Raw genomic sequence first — 17182 nt, 5'->3', positions numbered from 1 at the left:
GAAGTCAGGATGGTCGCGCGTTAGCCACGCCAAGGGGCAGGCAAGCGATTCAGCCGGGACGCCGACGCAAGCGAGCCGTGCCTGCGCCGAGCGTAACGCCGGGGCGTGACTTACTTCTTGAAATTGAGCATCCGCTCCAGCGGCTTGAGCGCGGCCCGACGCAGCTCGTCGTCGACGACGATCTCGCCGCTGCCATGGCGCAGGGCGCCGGCCAGGTTGTCCAGGGCGTTCATCGCCATCCACGGGCAGTGCGCGCAGCTCTTGCAGGTCGCGCCGTTGCCGGCAGTGGGCGCCTCGAACAGGGTCTTGCCCGGCACCGCCTGCTGCATCTTGAAGAAGATGCCGCGGTCGGTGGCCACGATCAGCTTGTCGTTGGGCAGCTCCTTCGCCGCCTTGATCAGCTGCGAGGTGGAACCCGCCACGTCGGCCAGGCCGACCACCGCCGCCGGCGACTCGGGATGCACCAGCACCGCGGCCTCCGGATAGAGCGCCTTGAGGTCCTCGACGCCCTTGGCCTTGAACTCCTCATGGACGATACAGGCACCGTCCCACAGCAGCATGTCGGCGCCGGTCTTGTGCTGGATGTAGCCGCCCAGGTGCTTGTCGGGGGCCCACAGGATCTTCTCGCCGCGGGACTGCAGGTGCTCGATCACCTCCACGGCGATCGACGAGGTCACCACCCAGTCGGCGCGGGCCTTCACCGCCGCCGAGGTGTTGGCATAGACCACCACGGTACGATCGGGATGGGCATCGCAGAAGGCGCCGAACTCGTCGGCCGGGCACCCCAGGTCCAGCGAGCAGGTCGCCTCCAGGGTCGGCATCAGCACGCGCTTCTCCGGCGAGAGGATCTTGGCCGTCTCGCCCATGAAGCGCACCCCGGCCACCACCAGGGTCTCGGCCTCGTGGCGGGCGCCGAAGCGGGCCATCTCCAGGGAATCGGCCACGCAGCCGCCGGTCTCCTCGGCCAGCTGTTGGATGGCATCGTCGGTGTAGTAGTGCGCCACCAGGACGGCATTGTTGGCCTCGAGGAGTCGCTTGATCTCGTCGACGCGGGCCTCGTCCTCGGCGGGAATCCGGGTGGGGCAGTAGGCGCGTGCCAGGTGCTCGCGCACCTCCACACGGGAAGTCATGATCGTCATCGTGTCTACCACTGCGACTGGCAGGGGCTCCCCCTGCGATTCACCAGGTACCGCCGCTCGCGCGCTCCGCGCGGGGCGATACGCCAGGGGCCGACCCTTGCGTCTTTCGCCACGGTCGACCCGAACCCTTATTCTAGACCAGAACGCTGGGGTATTGACCACCCCCGGCCAGAAAAGCGTCATGTAAACAGGATGGGGGCACCCACCGGCGGGATCAAGGGGCACTCCCCCCTTCCACGACTGCATTCAAGAAATGCAACTGTTGAGAGGAAAAATAGGCCTGCTGCATCACGCCGCCTGATTCACACAGCGACTTCCCCAACGGCAACGTCACTCGCTTCAGATGGGGCAGCAGCCGCACCAGTTCGTCCTCCGGCAATGGCGCCAGCAGCTGGCTCCCAGGGTCATCCTGTGGTGCCGACAACCCAAGCCCTCCCTTGTTCTCCAGCGGCGGGGGCTATGTGCGCCACCAAACGGATGACACTCTCGTTCTGCCTTATGCTGAGGGTGGCGGTCCGTCGTAGCCGCACCGCTCCCAAGGTAACTCCCGCTGCGAGCAGGACCTCTTAACCCGAGTGACACCACCATGAAACACATCAAACATCTAATACTCGGCACTGCCTTTTTCTTGGCACTGCTGTCACTCGCCGCCTGCTCCGGCATGTCGGCACAGGACAGGAGCACCGTGGTGGGTGCAGGCGTGGGGGCCGTTGGTGGCTCAGTACTCACCGGCGGCTCCGCTGTCGGCACCGTGGGAGGCGCGGCGGTGGGCGGCGTGATAGGCCACGAGGTCAGTAAACCGTGATCTTTCGCCAGGTGCGGTCAGCGAACAGCCACTGCAGCCCCCTGATGGGTTCTCCATGTCGCCGCGCGGGCAGTAGCGTTGGCGGCATCGGTGGCGTCAGTGTGTTAACGCACCGACGGCGGCCTGGCGGTCCGCTAGAGTCGTGCTACCGATGCTTCACGACAGCGTGAAGGCCGGACAGTGACACGAGGTCGCCATGCCATCCCCCATCCAGTACGCCAACCCTCCCACGACTGCATTCAAAAACTTCACGCGCCTGCCCGACCGCGAGCCGGGCAAACAGCAGCACGGCTATCCCTTCAAGCCGGAACGCTTGCCCGAAGCACCACTTGCGACACTTCCCGGCGAGGGGCTCGACGAGCCGGCCAGGCGCACCGCCGGAGGCGACGATGACCTGATGAGCCAGGACATCAACGCGATCGGCCCCGAGATGCCGTCATGACGTCCCGGCTGGCGCGGCCTTCCCAGGGCGCACCAGCCGATTTCATGGTGCCTCCCCTTCGATGATGACCCGACGGTAGATGCGTCGGTCGGAGACATAGCAGCCACAAGAGGCCTCGATCAGACCCGCCCGGTCCAGCACCGTGATGTCCCCACGGTGATAGCGGATCAACCGGCGCGTCTGAAGCGCCATGGCGGCCAGGGTAATGCCGGCACGGCGCACCCCCAGCATCATGGCCAGGAACTCGTGGGTGAGATGCAGCTGATCCGAGTGCGCACGATCCTGGGTCATCAACAGCCAGCGAGCCAGACGGGCCTCGACCTGATGAAAGTGGGTACATGCCGCCACCCGGGACAGCTGGTGCATCAGCACATAGAGATAGCGCCTCAGCAGCGCCTGAAGCGCAGGGCTCTGCTCCAGGTGACGGCCAAAGGCAGCCGCCGGCATGCGCAGTGCCGGCCCGGCGCCCTGCACCAGGGCGTGCCAGGGCGACTCATCGAGCCCCAGGATCAAGGGCATCCCGTACATGCCTTCACTGCCGACCATCGCCACTTCCAGCCGGTCCCCGTCACTCAGGTTGGCAATCAGGGAAATGAAGCTGTTGAGGGGAAAATAGACATGCGAGATCCGCCCGCCGGACTCGGCGAGCACCTCACCGAACACCAGCTCGACGGCCTCGCAGTCGGTAAGGAAAGATGCCCTGTCCTGACGCGGCAAGCTGTCGATAAGGTGGTTGGTCACCGGGCCGGGAGTAGAAGGCTTCATGTGCACGCTCCTGGTGGAAAACCGGCAGTCGGCACATGGCAAGAAATCACTAGGCTCCGACGTCGACGGCAGCCAGGGGATGATCGGGCAATCACCGATAAGCCGCTAAGCGAATACTGGCATGTCCATCATTATGCCGTCGGTGCGCCAGGATACACACCCAGGACACGCCCTGCTCGAGAACCCTACCGGTCCGCGCGGGAAATGGTCCCTTCACCCGGGGCGATGATAGCTCAGCAGGCGATCGTACTCCTTCTTGACGACCGCATAGCATTCACAGACCCGCGCTTCCAGGCCAGGCCTGTCCAGGATGCTGATATGCCCGCGATGGTAGGCAATCAGGCCGGCCCTCTGCAGCTTGCCGGCCGACTCGGTGACGCCCTCGCGACGAACGCCAAGCATATTGGCGATCAGTTCCTGGGTCATGACCAGCTCGTTGGTCGGCAAGCGATCCAGACTCAGCAACAGCCAGCGACACAGCTGCTGATCCAGGCTGTGATGCCGGTTGCATACCGCCGTCTGGGCCATCTGGGTGATCAGGGCCTGGGTGTAACGCAATAACAAGTGCTGAAGCGTTGACGCGCGATCGAATTCGTCCTTCAGCAGCTGCCCCTTGAGGCGATAGGCGCTGCCAGCACTCTGCACGATAGCACGGCTCGGTGTGGTTTCGCCGCCCATGAACAGCGAGATACCGACGATACCCTCGGCACCGACAACGGCAATTTCTGTCGAATCACCATCTTCCATGACGCACAGTAGCGATACGATGGAATCCGTCGGGAAATAGACATGGCGCATTACCTTTCCCGACTCGACCAGCGAATCCCCCAGCGTCAGCTCGACCCGCTCGAGGTGGGGCGCCAAGCGCTGGTATTCATCCTTCGGCAGGGCCGCCAGCAAGTGATTCTGACGAGGGTCATGTTGCAGGGCCATGACTGACACTCCCATATCGAGCAAGCCACCCCCGACCACAGGGTACGAAGAGCGGACTCATCCGGAGGTTCTCGCCGGACTCCCCCACCCACCGACACAGGCGCAGGAACCGAAGCACATGCTGTGTACGCTAGCGCACGGAAGCGACGCCGTCACGCCACTACGCTCGCGGGATACCGACCAAGCCCCAGGGCTCAGGTCAGGCAGTGCCGTCCCACCGGGGCTCACGCGCAGGCGGAACAGGAAACCGACTCATGGAAGTGCCAACGTTTCTGATGATCGCGTCTCCTGTCTCAGCGACGCGAGCGCCGCAGCGGGCCACGCCGCTCTTGCCCCACCCCTGGGCGTGCGGCCCATGGGTAATGCGCGTTCCCGGGCCGAGTGCATGAAAGACGATGCGATGCTGCAGGGCAGCGCCTGGACGCCGCTCCCTTCCGCCTCCTTATGCAGCGAGGAGCCGGTGCGGCAAGATCACACCCAGATCCACGCCACGAGACGGGACGTCGCAGCCGCCCTGGATGCCGAGACGGCATGGGCTCGGGTGGCCCTCAACGCCATTGGCGATGCCGTCCTGACCATCGACCTCCACGGTACGATCACCTACATGAACCGAGTGGCTGAAACCCTGACAGGCTGGTCGGAACCGGAGGCGATCGGCAAGCCACTGTCCCGCGTGTTCCATCGTGTCGATGGCAAGACACATAACACGACCATCACCCCAGGGCAGCGCGCCATCGAGGAGAACAAAACGGTAGGCCTCGCCCTGGATTGCGTGCTCGTCCGCAAGGATGGCAGCAGGCTCGAGATCGAGGATTCAGCGACGCCCATCCATGACCGGGAAGGTCGAGTCACCGGCGCCGTGATCGTGTTCCACGACGCCTCTCGGTCACAGGTCATGCTGGAGAGGATGGCCTACCTGGCGCAGCATGATGCGCTCACCGGCCTGCCCAATCGTGCCCTGCTGACGGAACGGCTCTCGCGAGCCATTGGCCTGGCCCGACGACACCGACACCTGGTCGCCCTGCTCTATCTCGACCTTGATGCCTTCAAGCCCATCAATGATTCGCTCGGCCATGCCTTGGGTGACAGCCTGCTCCAGGCGGTTGCGAGCCGTCTTCAGGACTGCATGCGCGACATCGACACCGTCTGCCGTCAGGGTGGCGACGAATTCGTGATCCTGCTTGCCGAGATCAGGCAAGCCGAAGATGCCACCAGGGTCGCGGAAAAACTGCTTGCCGTCCTGGGCAGACCGTACCGTATCCATGGTCATGAACTCCTCATCACGCTCAGCATCGGCATCAGCCTCTACCCGGATGATGCCGACGATGTCGACACCCTCATGCACAACGCCGACACGGCCATGTACCACACCAAGCGAAATGGCCGAAATGGGCATCAGTGCTTCACGGTCGAGATGAACACCCTGCCCATTCAACGAAGGCGGATCGAACCAGGCCTGTATCGGCCCCTCCGGCCGTCGCAATTCTTTTTCGACTTCTAGCCGAAGATCGTTCCACCAGGCATCAGGACGTGAGGGCCATGTACGCCAGCGCACAGATGGGAGGCCACCCATGGCATATCCTCAACATGGGTGTGGCAAGGGAACGGCCGTTACAGGGAGTTACACCACGCGTCGCACGGACTGCGACGCCATCATGACACGAACCATCCCGCAGCATCCTGAACAGGATAATGCGCCGCAGAGGAAAGCTTCATGAACAACATCGTCTATATCGTCGGCGCAATTGTCATCGTGTTGGTGATTCTCTCCGTTCTCGGTCTTCGTTGAGACAGGCGACGAGAGAAGTGGATTGGCAAGACAGCACGGTGAAGCCGGCAGGCCGAAGACCCCGTTCACTGGAGACGCCCCCGTGACCATCATCAAGGGATTCGTGTTCCTGCTCGTTCTGTTCGGTCACATCGCGCTGGCCGGTGCCGATTACCGCTACACCGACGCCCTGCAGAGCTACGAGCGGCAGGAGCACCGCCAGGCCTTGCAGATGTTCGATCGGCTTGCCACCACCGGCGACGCCGACGCCCAGTACATGCTGGGGCAAATGCACGAAGCCGGCCAAGGGACGCCCCAGGACTTCGTGGAGGCGCACAAGTGGTACAACCTGGCCGCGGCTCGCGGCCACCGCCATGCCGCCGCGGCGCGCGATGCAGTGGCGGCGCGGATGACCGCGCAACAGATCAGCGAGGCCCAACAGACAGCCCGTACCTGGCAGCCGAGGGCGACACCGTCAGGGGTAGCGCCCGAACCATCGCCTCCCGTCGAGAGTCTGTCCGGCCGACAGCTGGTGGCCGAAGTCCAGCGTGAACTCAACCGGCTCGGCTACGAAGCCGGCCCGGTGGATGGCCTGATGGGAACTCGCAGCCGAAATGCGATTCGCGATTACCAGGGCACGGTGGGCCTGGCCCAGGATGGTCAACCGACGACGGCACTGCTGGCTCGATTACGGCAGACGGGCCGGGAGCCGGCGGCCACGGTGCCCCCCGAACCGGAGCCGACACCGGCAGGACGGGTCGCCCTGGACGACGCCTTCAGCGACGGCGATTTCCGTCGCAACCCACCCTGGACCGTGCTCAGCGGACGCTTCGACATCGATGATGGCGGGTTGCGCAGCATCGTGGAGAAACCGCAGGTGACCACCCCCGCCTCACCGTCGCTTCGCCCGGAGCGACCGGAGGAGATCGGCCTGGCGATGCTCCAGTTGATCCTCGAGCAGGCCGGCGGGCTGACGCCAGACGCGGCATCGCCGGAGGCGGCGGAGGTCGAGTTCGGGGACGCGGCCCGGATTTTCGTCCATGCTCCGGTCGACAACGCCTTCAGACTGGAGCTGGAACTGGCCTCCTACCAGCGGCCGGGCAGCCTGGAACTGGGGCTGTTCCAGGGCAACCAGCCCGGTGGAGGCTACCGCCTGGTCTACAACCCCGGCTCACGGCCCGGGCTCAGCCTGGTACGGGTGACGGCCGATGGGGGCGAGGTGATCGCCAGCAGCGAGGGCACGCTCGACCTCGAGGATGGCCGTTTCCATATGCTGAACTGGACCCGCGACGAGAGCGGGAACATGCAAGTCTGGGTGGATGGCCGGCGTGTGCTGCAGGCACACGACCTGCGCCTGCGCCAAGGCTTCCAGGGCTTCGTGCTGGTGAATCATGGTGGCGATTACAACCTGCGCCGGGTACGGCTGGAACATTAGGGAAACAATCAACCGGCCCCATAACGACAAAGCGCCCTCGCTTTTTGAAGCGAGGGCGCTTTGTTGGCAATCTGGTGGGTCGTGTAGGATTCGAACCTACGACCAATTGGTTAAAAGCCAACTGCTCTACCAACTGAGCTAACGACCCGGTGCTTGCGGACAAGCATACAGGTTCGGATGGTGGGTCGTGTAGGATTCGAACCTACGACCAATTGGTTAAAAGCCAACTGCTCTACCAACTGAGCTAACGACCCGCCCGAACGGGTGCAGATACTACTCACCCAGCCCCCTGAAAGCAAGCGCTTTTTTGCCTTTGGTCGCAGGTATCGCCCTCAGCGGCTGCGGTGGCCCTTCGGCTTGCGCATCGCCTGTACCGGCCGGCGCTTGTGCTTGTCGCGGCTCCAGCGATTCTTCTCGTCCGGGGTCAGCTCCGGCACCTTGCGCGGCGCCAGGCCGGCCTGAACCGCCAGGTCGTCGATCTCGTCCTGGGTCAGCTCCGTCCACTCGCCGGCCTTGGCCCGCTTGTCGAGGAAGATGTTGCCATAGCGCACCCGCTTGAGGCGGCTGACGGTGAGCCCCTGGGACTCCCACAGGCGACGCACCTCGCGATTGCGGCCCTCCATGATCACCACATGGAACCAGGTATTGATGCCCTCGCCACCGAACTCCTGGACGTCGGTGAAGCGTGCCGGACCGTCGTCGAGCATCACCCCCTCGACCATGGCCACGATCTGCTCCCTGCCCACCTCGCCCATGACGCGCACGGCGTATTCGCGCTCCACCTGGGTGGAGGGGTGCATCAGCCGGTTGGCCAGCTCGCCATCGGTGGTGAACAGCAGCAGGCCACTGGTGTTGATGTCGAGACGGCCGATGGCGATCCAACGTTCGCCCTTGAGGCGCGGCAGGCGGTCGAAGACAGTACGCCGTCCTTCCGGGTCCTTGCGGGTACAGAGCTCGCCCTCGGGCTTGTTGTACATGATCACCCGGCGCGGCACCTCCTCGGCGCCTCGCAGGGTCACCGGGCGGTCGTCGACGCTGACCCGGTCGCGCATCTCGATACGATCGCCCAGGGTCGCGACCTTGCCGTTGACCTTGACCCGGCCATCGGCGATGGCGGTCTCCATCTCGCGGCGCGAGCCCAGCCCGGCGCGGGCCAGGACCTTCTGCAGTTTTTCGCTGGTGTTGCTCATCGGTCGTCTGTCTCACTGGATGTGGATTCCGTGCCCGGGGCAGCGTCATCATCGACGCGGCCCCGGGCACGATCGGACAGGCGGGCCTCGAGATCGGCGAAGCTCAACCCGGTCCGCTCTGACGCCGTCCCGGCGTGGTCATCGTCGGCCGTCCCGGCCGTCGGTTCGACGGCCTCGGCGGCGGCATCGGCCGCCTCGAGGCCCTCGTGATTCGTGTCGTCATCCGCCGCATGCCCCTCGCCCTCGTCGAGGGGGGCATCGGCCTGGGCCAACAACGCCTCCTGGGGCGGCGGCGGCGTGTCCTCCTCCAGGACCGGCTCGTCGAACTCCTTGAGCTCGTGCATCGGTGGCAGCTCGTCGAGGGTCTTGAGGCCGAAGTCGTCGAGGAAGCTGCGGGTGGTGGCATAGACCGCCGGCCGCCCCGGCACGTCGCGGTGCCCCACCACGCGGATCCAGCCGCGCTCGAGCAGAGTGCGCATGATCGAGCCGCTCACCGTGACCCCGCGCACCTCCTCGATGTCGCCGCGGGTCACCGGCTGGCGGTAGGCGATCAGCGCCAGGGTCTCGAGCAGCGCCCGGGAATAGCGCTGGGGCCGCTCGTCCCACAGCCGCGACACCCACGCCGAGAGCCGTGGGCGGATACGCAGCTGGTAGCCCGAGGCGGTCTCGATCAGTTCCATGGCGCCGCGTTCGTGGCGAATGCCGAGCCGCTCCAGCGCCTCGCGCAGGGCGCGTCGCGGCGGGCGCTCGTGATCGTCGAAGAGTGCCTCCAGCCGGTCGAGGCCCAGCGGCTCCCCGGCGGCCAGCAGCGCCGCCTCGAGGATCTCGTCCAGGGCATCGGGAAATTCCATGGCGGTCATGCCGGCGCGCCCCCGTCATCGTCCACGAAGGGGCTCTCGCCGCCCGCGTCATCCTCCGCCGCGAAGACGTCCTCCTCGTCCGCCGCCAGCGCCGCCCGGGCCCGCACATGGATCGGTGACAGCGGAGCGTTCTGCACGATCTCGATCATCGCCTCCTTGGCCAGCTCGAGGATCGCCATGAAGGTCACCACCACCCCGGCCCGGCCCTCCTCCAGGGTGAACAGCGCCTCGAAAGGGGTGAAGTGCTCGTGGTTCAGCCGCTCCATGATCCGCAGCATCCGCTCGCGGGTCGAGAGCACCTCGCGGCTGATCTGGTGCGCCTGGTTGAGCTCGGCACGACGCAGGATGCCGGCCAGCGCGCCGAGCAGCTCGTCGAGGGCGACATCGGGGTGGATCACCCGGGCCTCCAGCGGCGGCAGCACGGCCCGCGCCGGGAACCAGTCGCGTCCCAGGCGCGGCAGCTCGGCCAGCGCCTCGGCGGCGTTCTTGAGCTGTTCGTACTCCTGCAGGCGGCGGATCAGCTCGGCGCGCGGGTCCTCCTCGTCGTCGTCGCCGCCCTCCTTCGGCGGGCGCGGCAACAGGGTGCGCGACTTGATCTCGGCGAGCATCGCCGCCATCAGCAGGTACTCCCCGGCCAGTTCGATCTCCATCGCCTTCATCAGCTCCACGTACTCGATGTACTGGCGGGTGATGGCGGCCACGTCGATGGCCAGGATGTCGAGGTTCTGGCGGCGGATCAGGTAGAGCAGCAGGTCGAGCGGCCCCTCGAAGGCCTCGAGGAAGACCCGCAGCGCCTCCGGCGGAATGTAGAGGTCCTCCGGCAGCTCGGTGATCGGCTCGTCGAACAGCCGTCCCAGCGCCACGGCCTGCTCGGCGGCCGGCGGCGCGGCACTCTGGGGCGCTGCTGTCTGGGACGTTTCGCTCACGCGGGGCCTGGCCTCTCGACGAATCGGCGGATGATCGATCCGTCAGTTTATCAACTCCTCGCCATCGGGGGTAATTCAGCCGGCCTCGGCCGCTCTTCTATGGCGACCGGTGTAGTCGAAGAGCTTCTCGCGCACCTGCCAGTGGCGGCCCACCTGGCGGCCCACCACGAAGTCCGGGGCACGCAGCCGCCGCTCCCCCTCGATCACCGCCTCGGCCGTGGTGGGCTGCCAGCGCGAACCCGGCGCATGCAGGTGCTCGCGCAGGAAGACCGCGGCGAAGGCGCGCCGCTGGGCCGGCGTCTCGAGGGCGAACCACTCGGCGAGCGTGGCGCCGTCCTCGTCGTGATAGGTCACCTTCAGGCGGGGCAGGCCGCGGCCGTTGGTGGTCGCCTCGAGCTGCATGCCGCTGACCCGCAGCACTCGGGCGTCCTTCAGGCGCAGCGCCTCCCGCAGCTTGTCGTCGGCGTCGACCAGCAGCGTCTGGCAGCCGTGGCAGCGTCGGGCGGCGATATCGTTCTCGGCGCCGCACTGGTCACAGACCTTGAAGCGGTAGCGAAAGTCGCACTGGTGCGTTTTACAGGCGCCCGACGCGTCGTCAACGAGTCCCTGGCAGCGGCGGCCGAAGTGCTCGATGACGAGCTCCCCCTCGCGTCGCCCCCAGAACAGGTTGGCGTGGCCGCAGGTGGGGCACGCGACCTGCACCGGCTCGGTGTCGCCGTCGGGCCTGGGGCCGCCCACCTCGGGGGCGTAGAGGTCCCAGGGGTTGCCGGCATAGTCGAGGATCAGGCAGTCGGTCTTGCCCGGGGCGAGGCGCAGGCCACGGCCGATGATCTGCTGGTAGAGGCTCACCGACTCGGTGGGCCGCAGGATGGCGATCAGGTCCACATGGGGGGCGTCGAAGCCGGTGGTCAACACCGCCACGTTGACAAGGTACTTGAGCCGCTGTGCCTTGAAGGCGGCGATCAGTGCCTCGCGCTCGGCGGAGGGCGTCGCCCCGGTGACCAGCGCCGCCTCGTGCTCTGGCAGGTAGCCGAGGACCTCCTCGGCGTGAGCCACGGTGGCGGCGAACAGCATCACGCCCCGGCGCTCGCGGGCACGCTCGACCACCTCGGCGATGATGCCCGGCGTGGCACGGTGGCCCGCCACCACCCGGTTGAGCTCCTCCTCGCGGAACAGTCCGCCGTCGGACGAGGGCACGAGCCGCGAGAAGTCGTAGCGCATCTCTTGTCCGTCCTTGAAAAGGGCGGCATCGATACGCGTCGGTGTCGCCAGGTAGCCCTGCTTGACCATCAGCCGCAGCGGTTGCTCGAAGACGCAGTCGCGGAAGAAGCAATCGTCGTCGCCCCGTACCATGCCGTGGTGGTGGCGATGGTAGATGAAGCCCTGGCCCAGCCGATAGGGCGTCGCGGTCAACCCCAGCACCTTGAGGCGCGGATTGCAGGCGTGCAGGTGGTCGATCACCCGACGGTAGCTCGCGTCCTGGTCCAGGGCGACCCGATGACACTCGTCGATCACCAGCAGGGTGAAATCCCTGTCGTCGAAGCGCTCCAGATTGCGCACCACCGACTGCACCGAGCCGAACACCACCTGGCGGGCCGCCTCCTTGCGGCCCAGGCCGGCGCTGAAGATATCGGCCTCGAGCCCGTAGGCCAGGTACTTGGCGTGGTTCTGTTCGACCAGCTCGCGCACGTGGGCCAGTACCAGCACCCGGCCCCGGGCCAGGCGCGCCAGCTCGGCGATCACCAGCGACTTGCCGCTGCCGGTGGGCAGCACCACCACCGCCGGGTCGTCGGAGCCGCGGAAGTGCGCCACCACCCGTCCGACCGCCTCCCGTTGGTAGGGACGCAAGGCGGGCGGCGACGGGGGCGTGGCGACGGACTCGGCGGGCATGGCGGAACCGGGATAGCGAGGAAACGCCGCCATCTTACCCGCCACCACCGCCCCCGTCAGGGGGCAGACGCGTGGCCGACGGCCGGCAGCATTCCTGTCTCGCTGATGAAGGGCCTTCGCCTTGAAGAACTTTCATCTGGAAACCCCGGCACCTGGACTATAGTGAGCTGACCGCCAGGTATCAGACCAATGTCTAGGCGTGATGGTGATACTCATCACGTGAGCCTGATACTTCTCATCACATAGGTATGAGATCGCCGATCAACCGGACGTTGATCGCCGACGGGCATCACCCACCGGCCGGTCGCCCTTGTTCCGCATGCGGCTGTCGGAAGACTCGATGTCACTCCTTCCTGCGAGAGGACACCGCCATGCCGACGATATCCACCCGAAGTCCCACGCCTCCCCCGCTATCCACCTGCCGCAACATCTGGCGTGTCGATCAGCTGCTGGCCCTTGCCGGCACCCACGAGCTGGCCGAGCTCACTCGCTACCGCCGCCTCGCCTTCAGCTTCCTGACCTTCAACACCGCGATCAGCCGCGTCTTGGCTGGCCTGGGTATCGAATGCGAGATGCGCCTGAAGGAGCTGGCTCACATCGCCCAGCGGCTGGAACTGCTGTACCCGCTATCGAGCAGCGACCGCTATTACGCCATGCTGCACGCCCAGTTGAGAAAGAAGGACACCGATCCCTACCATTTCATCGGCAGCGAGGGCATGGCCATCGAAGCCCTGTCCCAGGCAATGATGGACGCCGAGGCGTCACGCCGCTTCTATGAGCAGTTGCTCGGGGCCAGCCCCGCCACCCTTCACTCCCTGCTGGCCACCATCGTCCAGCAGAAACAGGCCGAGCTTGGCGTACTCAGCGAGAGATTGACCGACGGCGATGGCCTCACCCAGCCCGCCGCGCTGTGTTAGCCCCAGAGCTCCCCTGAACGACAAACGACAAGAGGCGACCCAGGGTCGCCTCTTGTCGTTCAGGCTATCACTGCTGCCGAAGGATCACCCCAGCCAGACCCGGGCGTTGCGGAACAACCGCACCCAGGCCCCATCCCGGGTCCACTCCGCCGGTCGCCAGGAGTTGGTCACCGCACGTACCACCCGTTCCGGGTGGGGCATCATGATGGTCACCCGCCCATCCGGCGTGGTCAGGCCGGTGATGCCGGAGGGCGAGCCATTGGGGTTGGCCGGATAGCGAGTGGTCACCTGGCCGTAGTTGTCGACGTAGCGCAGGGCCACCTGGCCACTGCCCTGCATGCTGCGCAGGTGGGCACTGTCGCGGAACTCGGCGCGCCCCTCGCCGTGGGCCACGGCGATGGGCAGGCGTGAGCCCTCCATCCCGGCCAGCAGGATCGACGGGCTCTCCTCTACCTGCACCATGGCCACGCGGGCCTCGAACTGCTCGGACTCGTTGCGCACGAAGCGCGGCCAGCTCTCGGCGCCGGGGATCAGCTCCTTGAGCTGGGCGAGCATCTGGCAACCGTTGCATACGCCGAGCGCGAAGCTGTCGTCGCGGCCGAAGAAGGCCGCGAACTGCTCCCGGGCCCGGGCGTTGAACAGTACCGACTTGGCCCAGCCGCCGCCGGCCCCCAGCACATCGCCGTAGGAGAAACCGCCACAGGCCACCAGCCCCTGGAAGCGCGCCAGCGACACCCGCCCCTCCAGGATGTCGCTCATGTGCACGTCGACCGCCTCGAAGCCGGCGTGGTCGAAGGCCCAGGCCATCTCGAGCTGGCCGTTGACGCCCTGCTCGCGCAGCACCGCCACCGTCGGGCGGGTACGGTTGACGAACGGCGCGGCGATATCCTCGTCCACCTCGAAGGTCGGGCTCGCCGAGAGGCCGGGGTCGCGGTCGTCGAGCAAGCCGTCGAACTCGCTCTTGGCACAATCGGCATTGTCACGCAGCGCCTGCATCCGGTAGCTGGTCTCGGCCCAGGTGCGCTGGGTGAGCAGCCGGGTGGTCTCGAGCAGCGGCTCCTCGAACAGGGTCACGCGTACCTGGTCGTCGTAACGCGGGCGGGCGATGACGCCGCAGGTCTCGATACCCGCCGCGGCGAACTGGGCCAGCACCTCCTCGGTGTGCCGGCGGTTGGCCTGGATCACCGCCCCGAGCTCCTCGGCGAACAGCGCATCGACCGCCTCGTAAGGTTCGTCGATCAACCAGTCGAGCTTGATCTCGAGGCCGGCGTGAGCGGCGAAGGCCATCTCCAGCAGGGTCACCAGCAGGCCGCCGTCACTGCGGTCGTGGTAGGCGAGCAGCTTGCCCTCGGCGTTGAGGCCCTGGATCACGGCGAAGAACGCCTTGAGGTCCTCCGGGTCGTCCAGGTCGGGGCACTCGTTGCCCACCTGGCCATAGACCTGGGCCAGGGCCGAACCGCCCAGGCGGTTGCGGCCACCACCGAGGTCGATCAGGATCAGGTCGGACTCATCCTGCTCCAGGTTGATCTGCGGGGTCAGGGTCTGGAGCGCATCGGTCACCGGGGCGAAGCCGGTCACCACCAGCGACAGCGGCGAGGTGACGCTCTTCTCATCGGCCTCGCCCGCCCCGTCGCCAGAGCCCTTCCGCTCCCGCCAGGCGGTGCGCATCGACATGGAGTCCTTGCCCACCGGAATGGCAATCCCGAGCGCCGGACAAAGCTCCATGCCCACCGCATGCACGGCGTCATAGAGGGCCTGGTTCTCGCCCGGATGATCGGCTGCGCTCATCCAGTTGGCGGAGAGCTTGATGTCGCCGAGCTTGTCGATGGGAGCCGCGGCCAGGTTGGTGATCGCCTCGGCCACCGCCAGCCGAGCGCTGGCAGCGGGGTCGATCAATGCCACCGGCGGGCGCTCGCCCATCGCCATGGCCTCGCCGGCGTGGGTGTCGAAGCTGGCCGTGGTCACGGCGACGTCGGCCACCGGCACCTGCCAGGGGCCGACCATCTGGTCGCGTGCCACCTGGCCGGTGATCGAGCGGTCGCCGATCGTGATCAGGAACCCCTTCGACGCCACGGCGGGCAGTCGCAGCACCCGGTCCATGGCCTCGCGCAGGTCGAGGTTGTCGAGCATCACCCCCGGCAACTCGTTCGCTTCGCGGGTGAACTCCCGCTGCATCTTCGGCGGCTTGCCGAACAGCACGCTCATCGGCAAGTCGACGGGCTTGCTGTCGAAGTGGCCGTCGCGCACTTCGAGACGGTGCGCCTCGAGCGCCTCGCCGACCACCGCATAGGGGCACCGCTCGCGGCGGCACAGCGCATCGAAGGTCTCGAGATCCTCCGGCGCCACCGCCAGCACATAGCGCTCCTGGGCCTCGTTGCACCAGATCTCCAGCGGGCTCATGCCCGGCTCGGCGTTGGGCACGGCGCGCAGCTCGAACCGTCCGCCGCGCTCGCCGTCCTTGACCAGTTCCGGCAGGGCGTTGGAGAGCCCGCCGGCGCCCACGTCGTGGATGAAGCGGATCGGGTTGGCCTCGCCCAGCGACCAGCAGCGGTCGATCACCTCCTGGGCGCGCCGCTCGATCTCGGGGTTGCCGCGCTGCACCGAGGCAAAGTCAAGATCGGCACTCGACGTCCCCGAGGCCATGGAGGAGGCCGCCCCGCCGCCCAGGCCGATCAGCATCGCCGGCCCACCCATCACGATCAGCTTGCCGCCCACCGGGATCTCGCCCTTCTGCACATGGCCGTCGCGAATGTTGCCGTAGCCGCCGGCGATCATGATCGGCTTGTGGAAGCCGCGGCGCTCGATGCCGTCCGCCCCCAGGGCGTCCTGCTCGTAGCTACGGAAGTAGCCGGCGAGGTTGGGTCGGCCGAACTCGTTGTTGAAGGCGGCTCCGCCGATGGGGCCATCGAGCATGATCGCCAGTGCCGACTGCATGCGCTCCGGCTTGCCGTAGTCGAAGGCTTCCCAGGGCTGCACGAACTCGGGAATGCGCAGGTTGGAGACGGTGAAGCCGGTCAGGCCCGCCTTGGGCTTGCCGCCGATGCCGGTGGCACCCTCGTCGCGGATCTCGCCGCCGGCACCGGTGGCCGCCCCGGGGTGAGGCGCGATGGCGGTGGGATGGTTGTGGGTCTCGACCTTCATCAGGATCTGGATCGACTCCTGCGAGGTACCGTAGACGGCCTTCTCGGCGGCCTTGCCGGTGAGCGGTGCGGCGAAGAAGCGCCCCGCTTCACAGCCCCGGATCACCGCAGCATTGTCGCTGTAGGCCGAGAGAATGTTCTCGGGCGAGGCCTGGTGGGTGTTCTTGATCATCTTGAACAGCGAGTGGCTCTGCGCCTCGCCGTCGATCACCCAGTCGGCGTTGAAGATCTTGTGGCGACAGTGCTCGGAGTTGGCCTGGGCGAACATCATCAGCTCGACGTCCGCGGGGTTGCGGCCGAGATCCCGGAAGGCATCGACCAGGTAGTCGATCTCGTCCTCGGCCAGCGCCAGGCCGAGCTCGACATTGGCGGTTGCCAGCGCTTCCCGCCCCCCTTCGAGGATGTCGACGCTGCCCAACGGTGCCGGCTCATGGTGAGCGAAGAGGCGGGCGGCATCGGAGGCGTCGACCAGCACCGTCTCGGTCATGCGATCGTGCAGGGTGGCCACGATCCGGTCGAAGACCTTCTCCGACAACATGCCCTTGAGCCTGACCCGGTAGGCGATACCACGCTCGATCCGTCGGATCTGGGCCAGACCGCAGTTGTGGGCGATGTCGGTGGCCTTGGAAGACCAGGGCGACTGGGTGCCGATGCGCGGTACCACCAGGAACAGCTGCCCATCCCGGTGAGCATCGGAACCGACGACCGGCGGCTCGACACTGGCGCCCTCGTCCCTGGCCCCGTAGTCCAGCAACCGCTCCAGCACGGCCAGGTCGTCGCCGGCCAGTTCACCGTCGTGGTCGACGAAATGCACATAGTCGGCGTGCAGCGACTCGACGTCGGCAACGGTGTCGCGCAGGGCGGCCAGCAGCTTGGCATGACGGAAAGCGGAGAGGGCGGGCGCGCCTCGCAGTTCGAGCATGTCTTGGAGCCTCTGAAACGGATATCTATCGGGGGGCCGCGGCCTGCGGC

General features: G+C 66.6%; 13 protein-coding genes and 2 tRNA genes. 5 read left to right on the top strand and 10 right to left on the bottom strand.

The genetic code is table 11. The features are described 5' to 3' along the window. Positions 1-110: 110 nt before the first annotated feature. A complete protein-coding gene (gene nadA, locus QLQ85_RS17875; RefSeq protein ID WP_407650406.1) occupies positions 111-1139 on the bottom strand; it encodes a quinolinate synthase NadA in 1029 nt (342 codons plus the stop codon). Positions 1140-1725: 586 nt separating this feature from the next. Between nadA and QLQ85_RS17870 the strand changes: the two genes are divergently transcribed. Beyond that, positions 1726-1944, top strand: coding sequence for a glycine zipper 2TM domain-containing protein (locus QLQ85_RS17870; protein ID WP_282740244.1), 219 nt, complete (start codon positions 1726-1728; stop codon positions 1942-1944). Between the two features lie 196 nt (positions 1945-2140). Next, positions 2141-2386 (top strand): hypothetical protein, encoded by a 246-nt coding sequence (locus QLQ85_RS17865; protein ID WP_282740243.1) that lies wholly within the window; start codon positions 2141-2143, stop codon positions 2384-2386. A 42-nt stretch (positions 2387-2428) separates the two neighbouring features. On the opposite strand, the gene QLQ85_RS17860 is transcribed toward QLQ85_RS17865, so the two are convergent. Beyond that, entirely contained in the window at positions 2429-3151 is a 723-nt protein-coding gene (locus tag QLQ85_RS17860) for a Crp/Fnr family transcriptional regulator (RefSeq protein WP_282740242.1), read from the bottom strand. Positions 3152-3364: 213 nt separating this feature from the next. Next, positions 3365-4084 carry a Crp/Fnr family transcriptional regulator gene (locus QLQ85_RS17855; RefSeq protein ID WP_282740241.1) on the bottom strand — a complete coding sequence of 240 codons (720 nt, stop codon included), beginning with the start codon at positions 4082-4084 and terminating at the stop codon, positions 3365-3367. A gap of 385 nt (positions 4085-4469) precedes the next feature. Between QLQ85_RS17855 and QLQ85_RS17850 the strand changes: the two genes are divergently transcribed. Then, positions 4470-5585, top strand: coding sequence for a diguanylate cyclase domain-containing protein (locus QLQ85_RS17850; protein WP_282740240.1), 1116 nt, complete (start codon positions 4470-4472; stop codon positions 5583-5585). A gap of 370 nt (positions 5586-5955) precedes the next feature. Then, the gene (locus QLQ85_RS17845; RefSeq protein ID WP_282740239.1) at positions 5956-7287 is read left to right on the top strand and encodes a peptidoglycan-binding protein; all 1332 of its coding nucleotides are present in this window, start codon (positions 5956-5958) and stop codon (positions 7285-7287) included. 72 nt (positions 7288-7359) lie between these two features. On the opposite strand, the gene QLQ85_RS17840 is transcribed toward QLQ85_RS17845, so the two are convergent. The 6 genes from QLQ85_RS17840 to QLQ85_RS17815 all read right to left on the bottom strand — a co-directional run bounded on the left by QLQ85_RS17840 (position 7360) and on the right by QLQ85_RS17815 (position 12153). Then, a tRNA-Lys gene (locus QLQ85_RS17840) sits at positions 7360-7435 on the bottom strand. A 30-nt stretch (positions 7436-7465) separates the two neighbouring features. Beyond that, a tRNA-Lys gene (locus QLQ85_RS17835) sits at positions 7466-7541 on the bottom strand. 78 nt (positions 7542-7619) lie between these two features. Beyond that, positions 7620-8477, bottom strand: a complete 858-nt coding sequence (gene rluB / locus QLQ85_RS17830; protein WP_282740238.1) for a 23S rRNA pseudouridine(2605) synthase RluB — start codon at positions 8475-8477, stop codon at positions 7620-7622. Continuing rightward, positions 8474-9337 carry an SMC-Scp complex subunit ScpB gene (gene scpB / locus QLQ85_RS17825; RefSeq protein ID WP_282740237.1) on the bottom strand — a complete coding sequence of 288 codons (864 nt, stop codon included), beginning with the start codon at positions 9335-9337 and terminating at the stop codon, positions 8474-8476. The genes rluB and scpB overlap by 4 nt, the downstream gene beginning before the upstream one ends. Continuing rightward, positions 9334-10263 carry a segregation and condensation protein A gene (locus QLQ85_RS17820; protein WP_407650405.1) on the bottom strand — a complete coding sequence of 310 codons (930 nt, stop codon included), beginning with the start codon at positions 10261-10263 and terminating at the stop codon, positions 9334-9336. Before QLQ85_RS17820 ends, scpB begins: the two co-directional genes overlap by 4 nt. A 75-nt stretch (positions 10264-10338) precedes the next feature. Next, positions 10339-12153 carry a DEAD/DEAH box helicase gene (locus QLQ85_RS17815; RefSeq protein WP_282740481.1) on the bottom strand — a complete coding sequence of 605 codons (1815 nt, stop codon included), beginning with the start codon at positions 12151-12153 and terminating at the stop codon, positions 10339-10341. A gap of 371 nt (positions 12154-12524) precedes the next feature. Between QLQ85_RS17815 and QLQ85_RS17810 the strand changes: the two genes are divergently transcribed. Next, positions 12525-13070, top strand: a complete 546-nt coding sequence (locus QLQ85_RS17810) for a hypothetical protein (protein ID WP_282723065.1) — start codon at positions 12525-12527, stop codon at positions 13068-13070. Positions 13071-13154: 84 nt separating this feature from the next. Here QLQ85_RS17810 and purL read toward each other — a convergent pair whose 3' ends face one another. Beyond that, positions 13155-17132, bottom strand: a complete 3978-nt coding sequence (purL, locus tag QLQ85_RS17805; protein WP_282740235.1) for a phosphoribosylformylglycinamidine synthase — start codon at positions 17130-17132, stop codon at positions 13155-13157. Between the last annotated feature and the right edge of the window lie 50 nt (positions 17133-17182).

Source organism: Halomonas kalidii, from assembly GCF_030010475.1.
Taxonomy (GTDB): Bacteria; Pseudomonadota; Gammaproteobacteria; order Pseudomonadales; family Halomonadaceae; genus Halomonas; species Halomonas heilongjiangensis.
The sequence above is the reverse complement of the archived record's forward strand: the minus strand, read 5'-3'. Positions and strand labels throughout refer to the sequence as shown.

Excerpts from the sequence above, each read along its gene's own strand:
- QLQ85_RS17810 (WP_282723065.1), top strand. The coding sequence starts at position 12,525 with ATGCCGACGATATCCACCCGAAGTCCCACGCCTCCCCCGCTATCCACC.
- nadA (WP_407650406.1), bottom strand. The coding sequence starts at position 1,139 with ATGACGATCATGACTTCCCGTGTGGAGGTGCGCGAGCACCTGGCACGC.
- QLQ85_RS17860 (WP_282740242.1), bottom strand. The coding sequence starts at position 3,151 with ATGAAGCCTTCTACTCCCGGCCCGGTGACCAACCACCTTATCGACAGC.
- QLQ85_RS17865 (WP_282740243.1), top strand. The coding sequence starts at position 2,141 with ATGCCATCCCCCATCCAGTACGCCAACCCTCCCACGACTGCATTCAAA.
- purL (WP_282740235.1), bottom strand. The coding sequence starts at position 17,132 with ATGCTCGAACTGCGAGGCGCGCCCGCCCTCTCCGCTTTCCGTCATGCC.
- QLQ85_RS17855 (WP_282740241.1), bottom strand. The coding sequence starts at position 4,084 with ATGGCCCTGCAACATGACCCTCGTCAGAATCACTTGCTGGCGGCCCTG.
- QLQ85_RS17815 (WP_282740481.1), bottom strand. The coding sequence starts at position 12,153 with ATGCCCGCCGAGTCCGTCGCCACGCCCCCGTCGCCGCCCGCCTTGCGT.
- QLQ85_RS17850 (WP_282740240.1), top strand. The coding sequence starts at position 4,470 with ATGAAAGACGATGCGATGCTGCAGGGCAGCGCCTGGACGCCGCTCCCT.
- QLQ85_RS17870 (WP_282740244.1), top strand. The coding sequence starts at position 1,726 with ATGAAACACATCAAACATCTAATACTCGGCACTGCCTTTTTCTTGGCA.
- scpB (WP_282740237.1), bottom strand. The coding sequence starts at position 9,337 with ATGACCGCCATGGAATTTCCCGATGCCCTGGACGAGATCCTCGAGGCG.
- rluB (WP_282740238.1), bottom strand. The coding sequence starts at position 8,477 with ATGAGCAACACCAGCGAAAAACTGCAGAAGGTCCTGGCCCGCGCCGGG.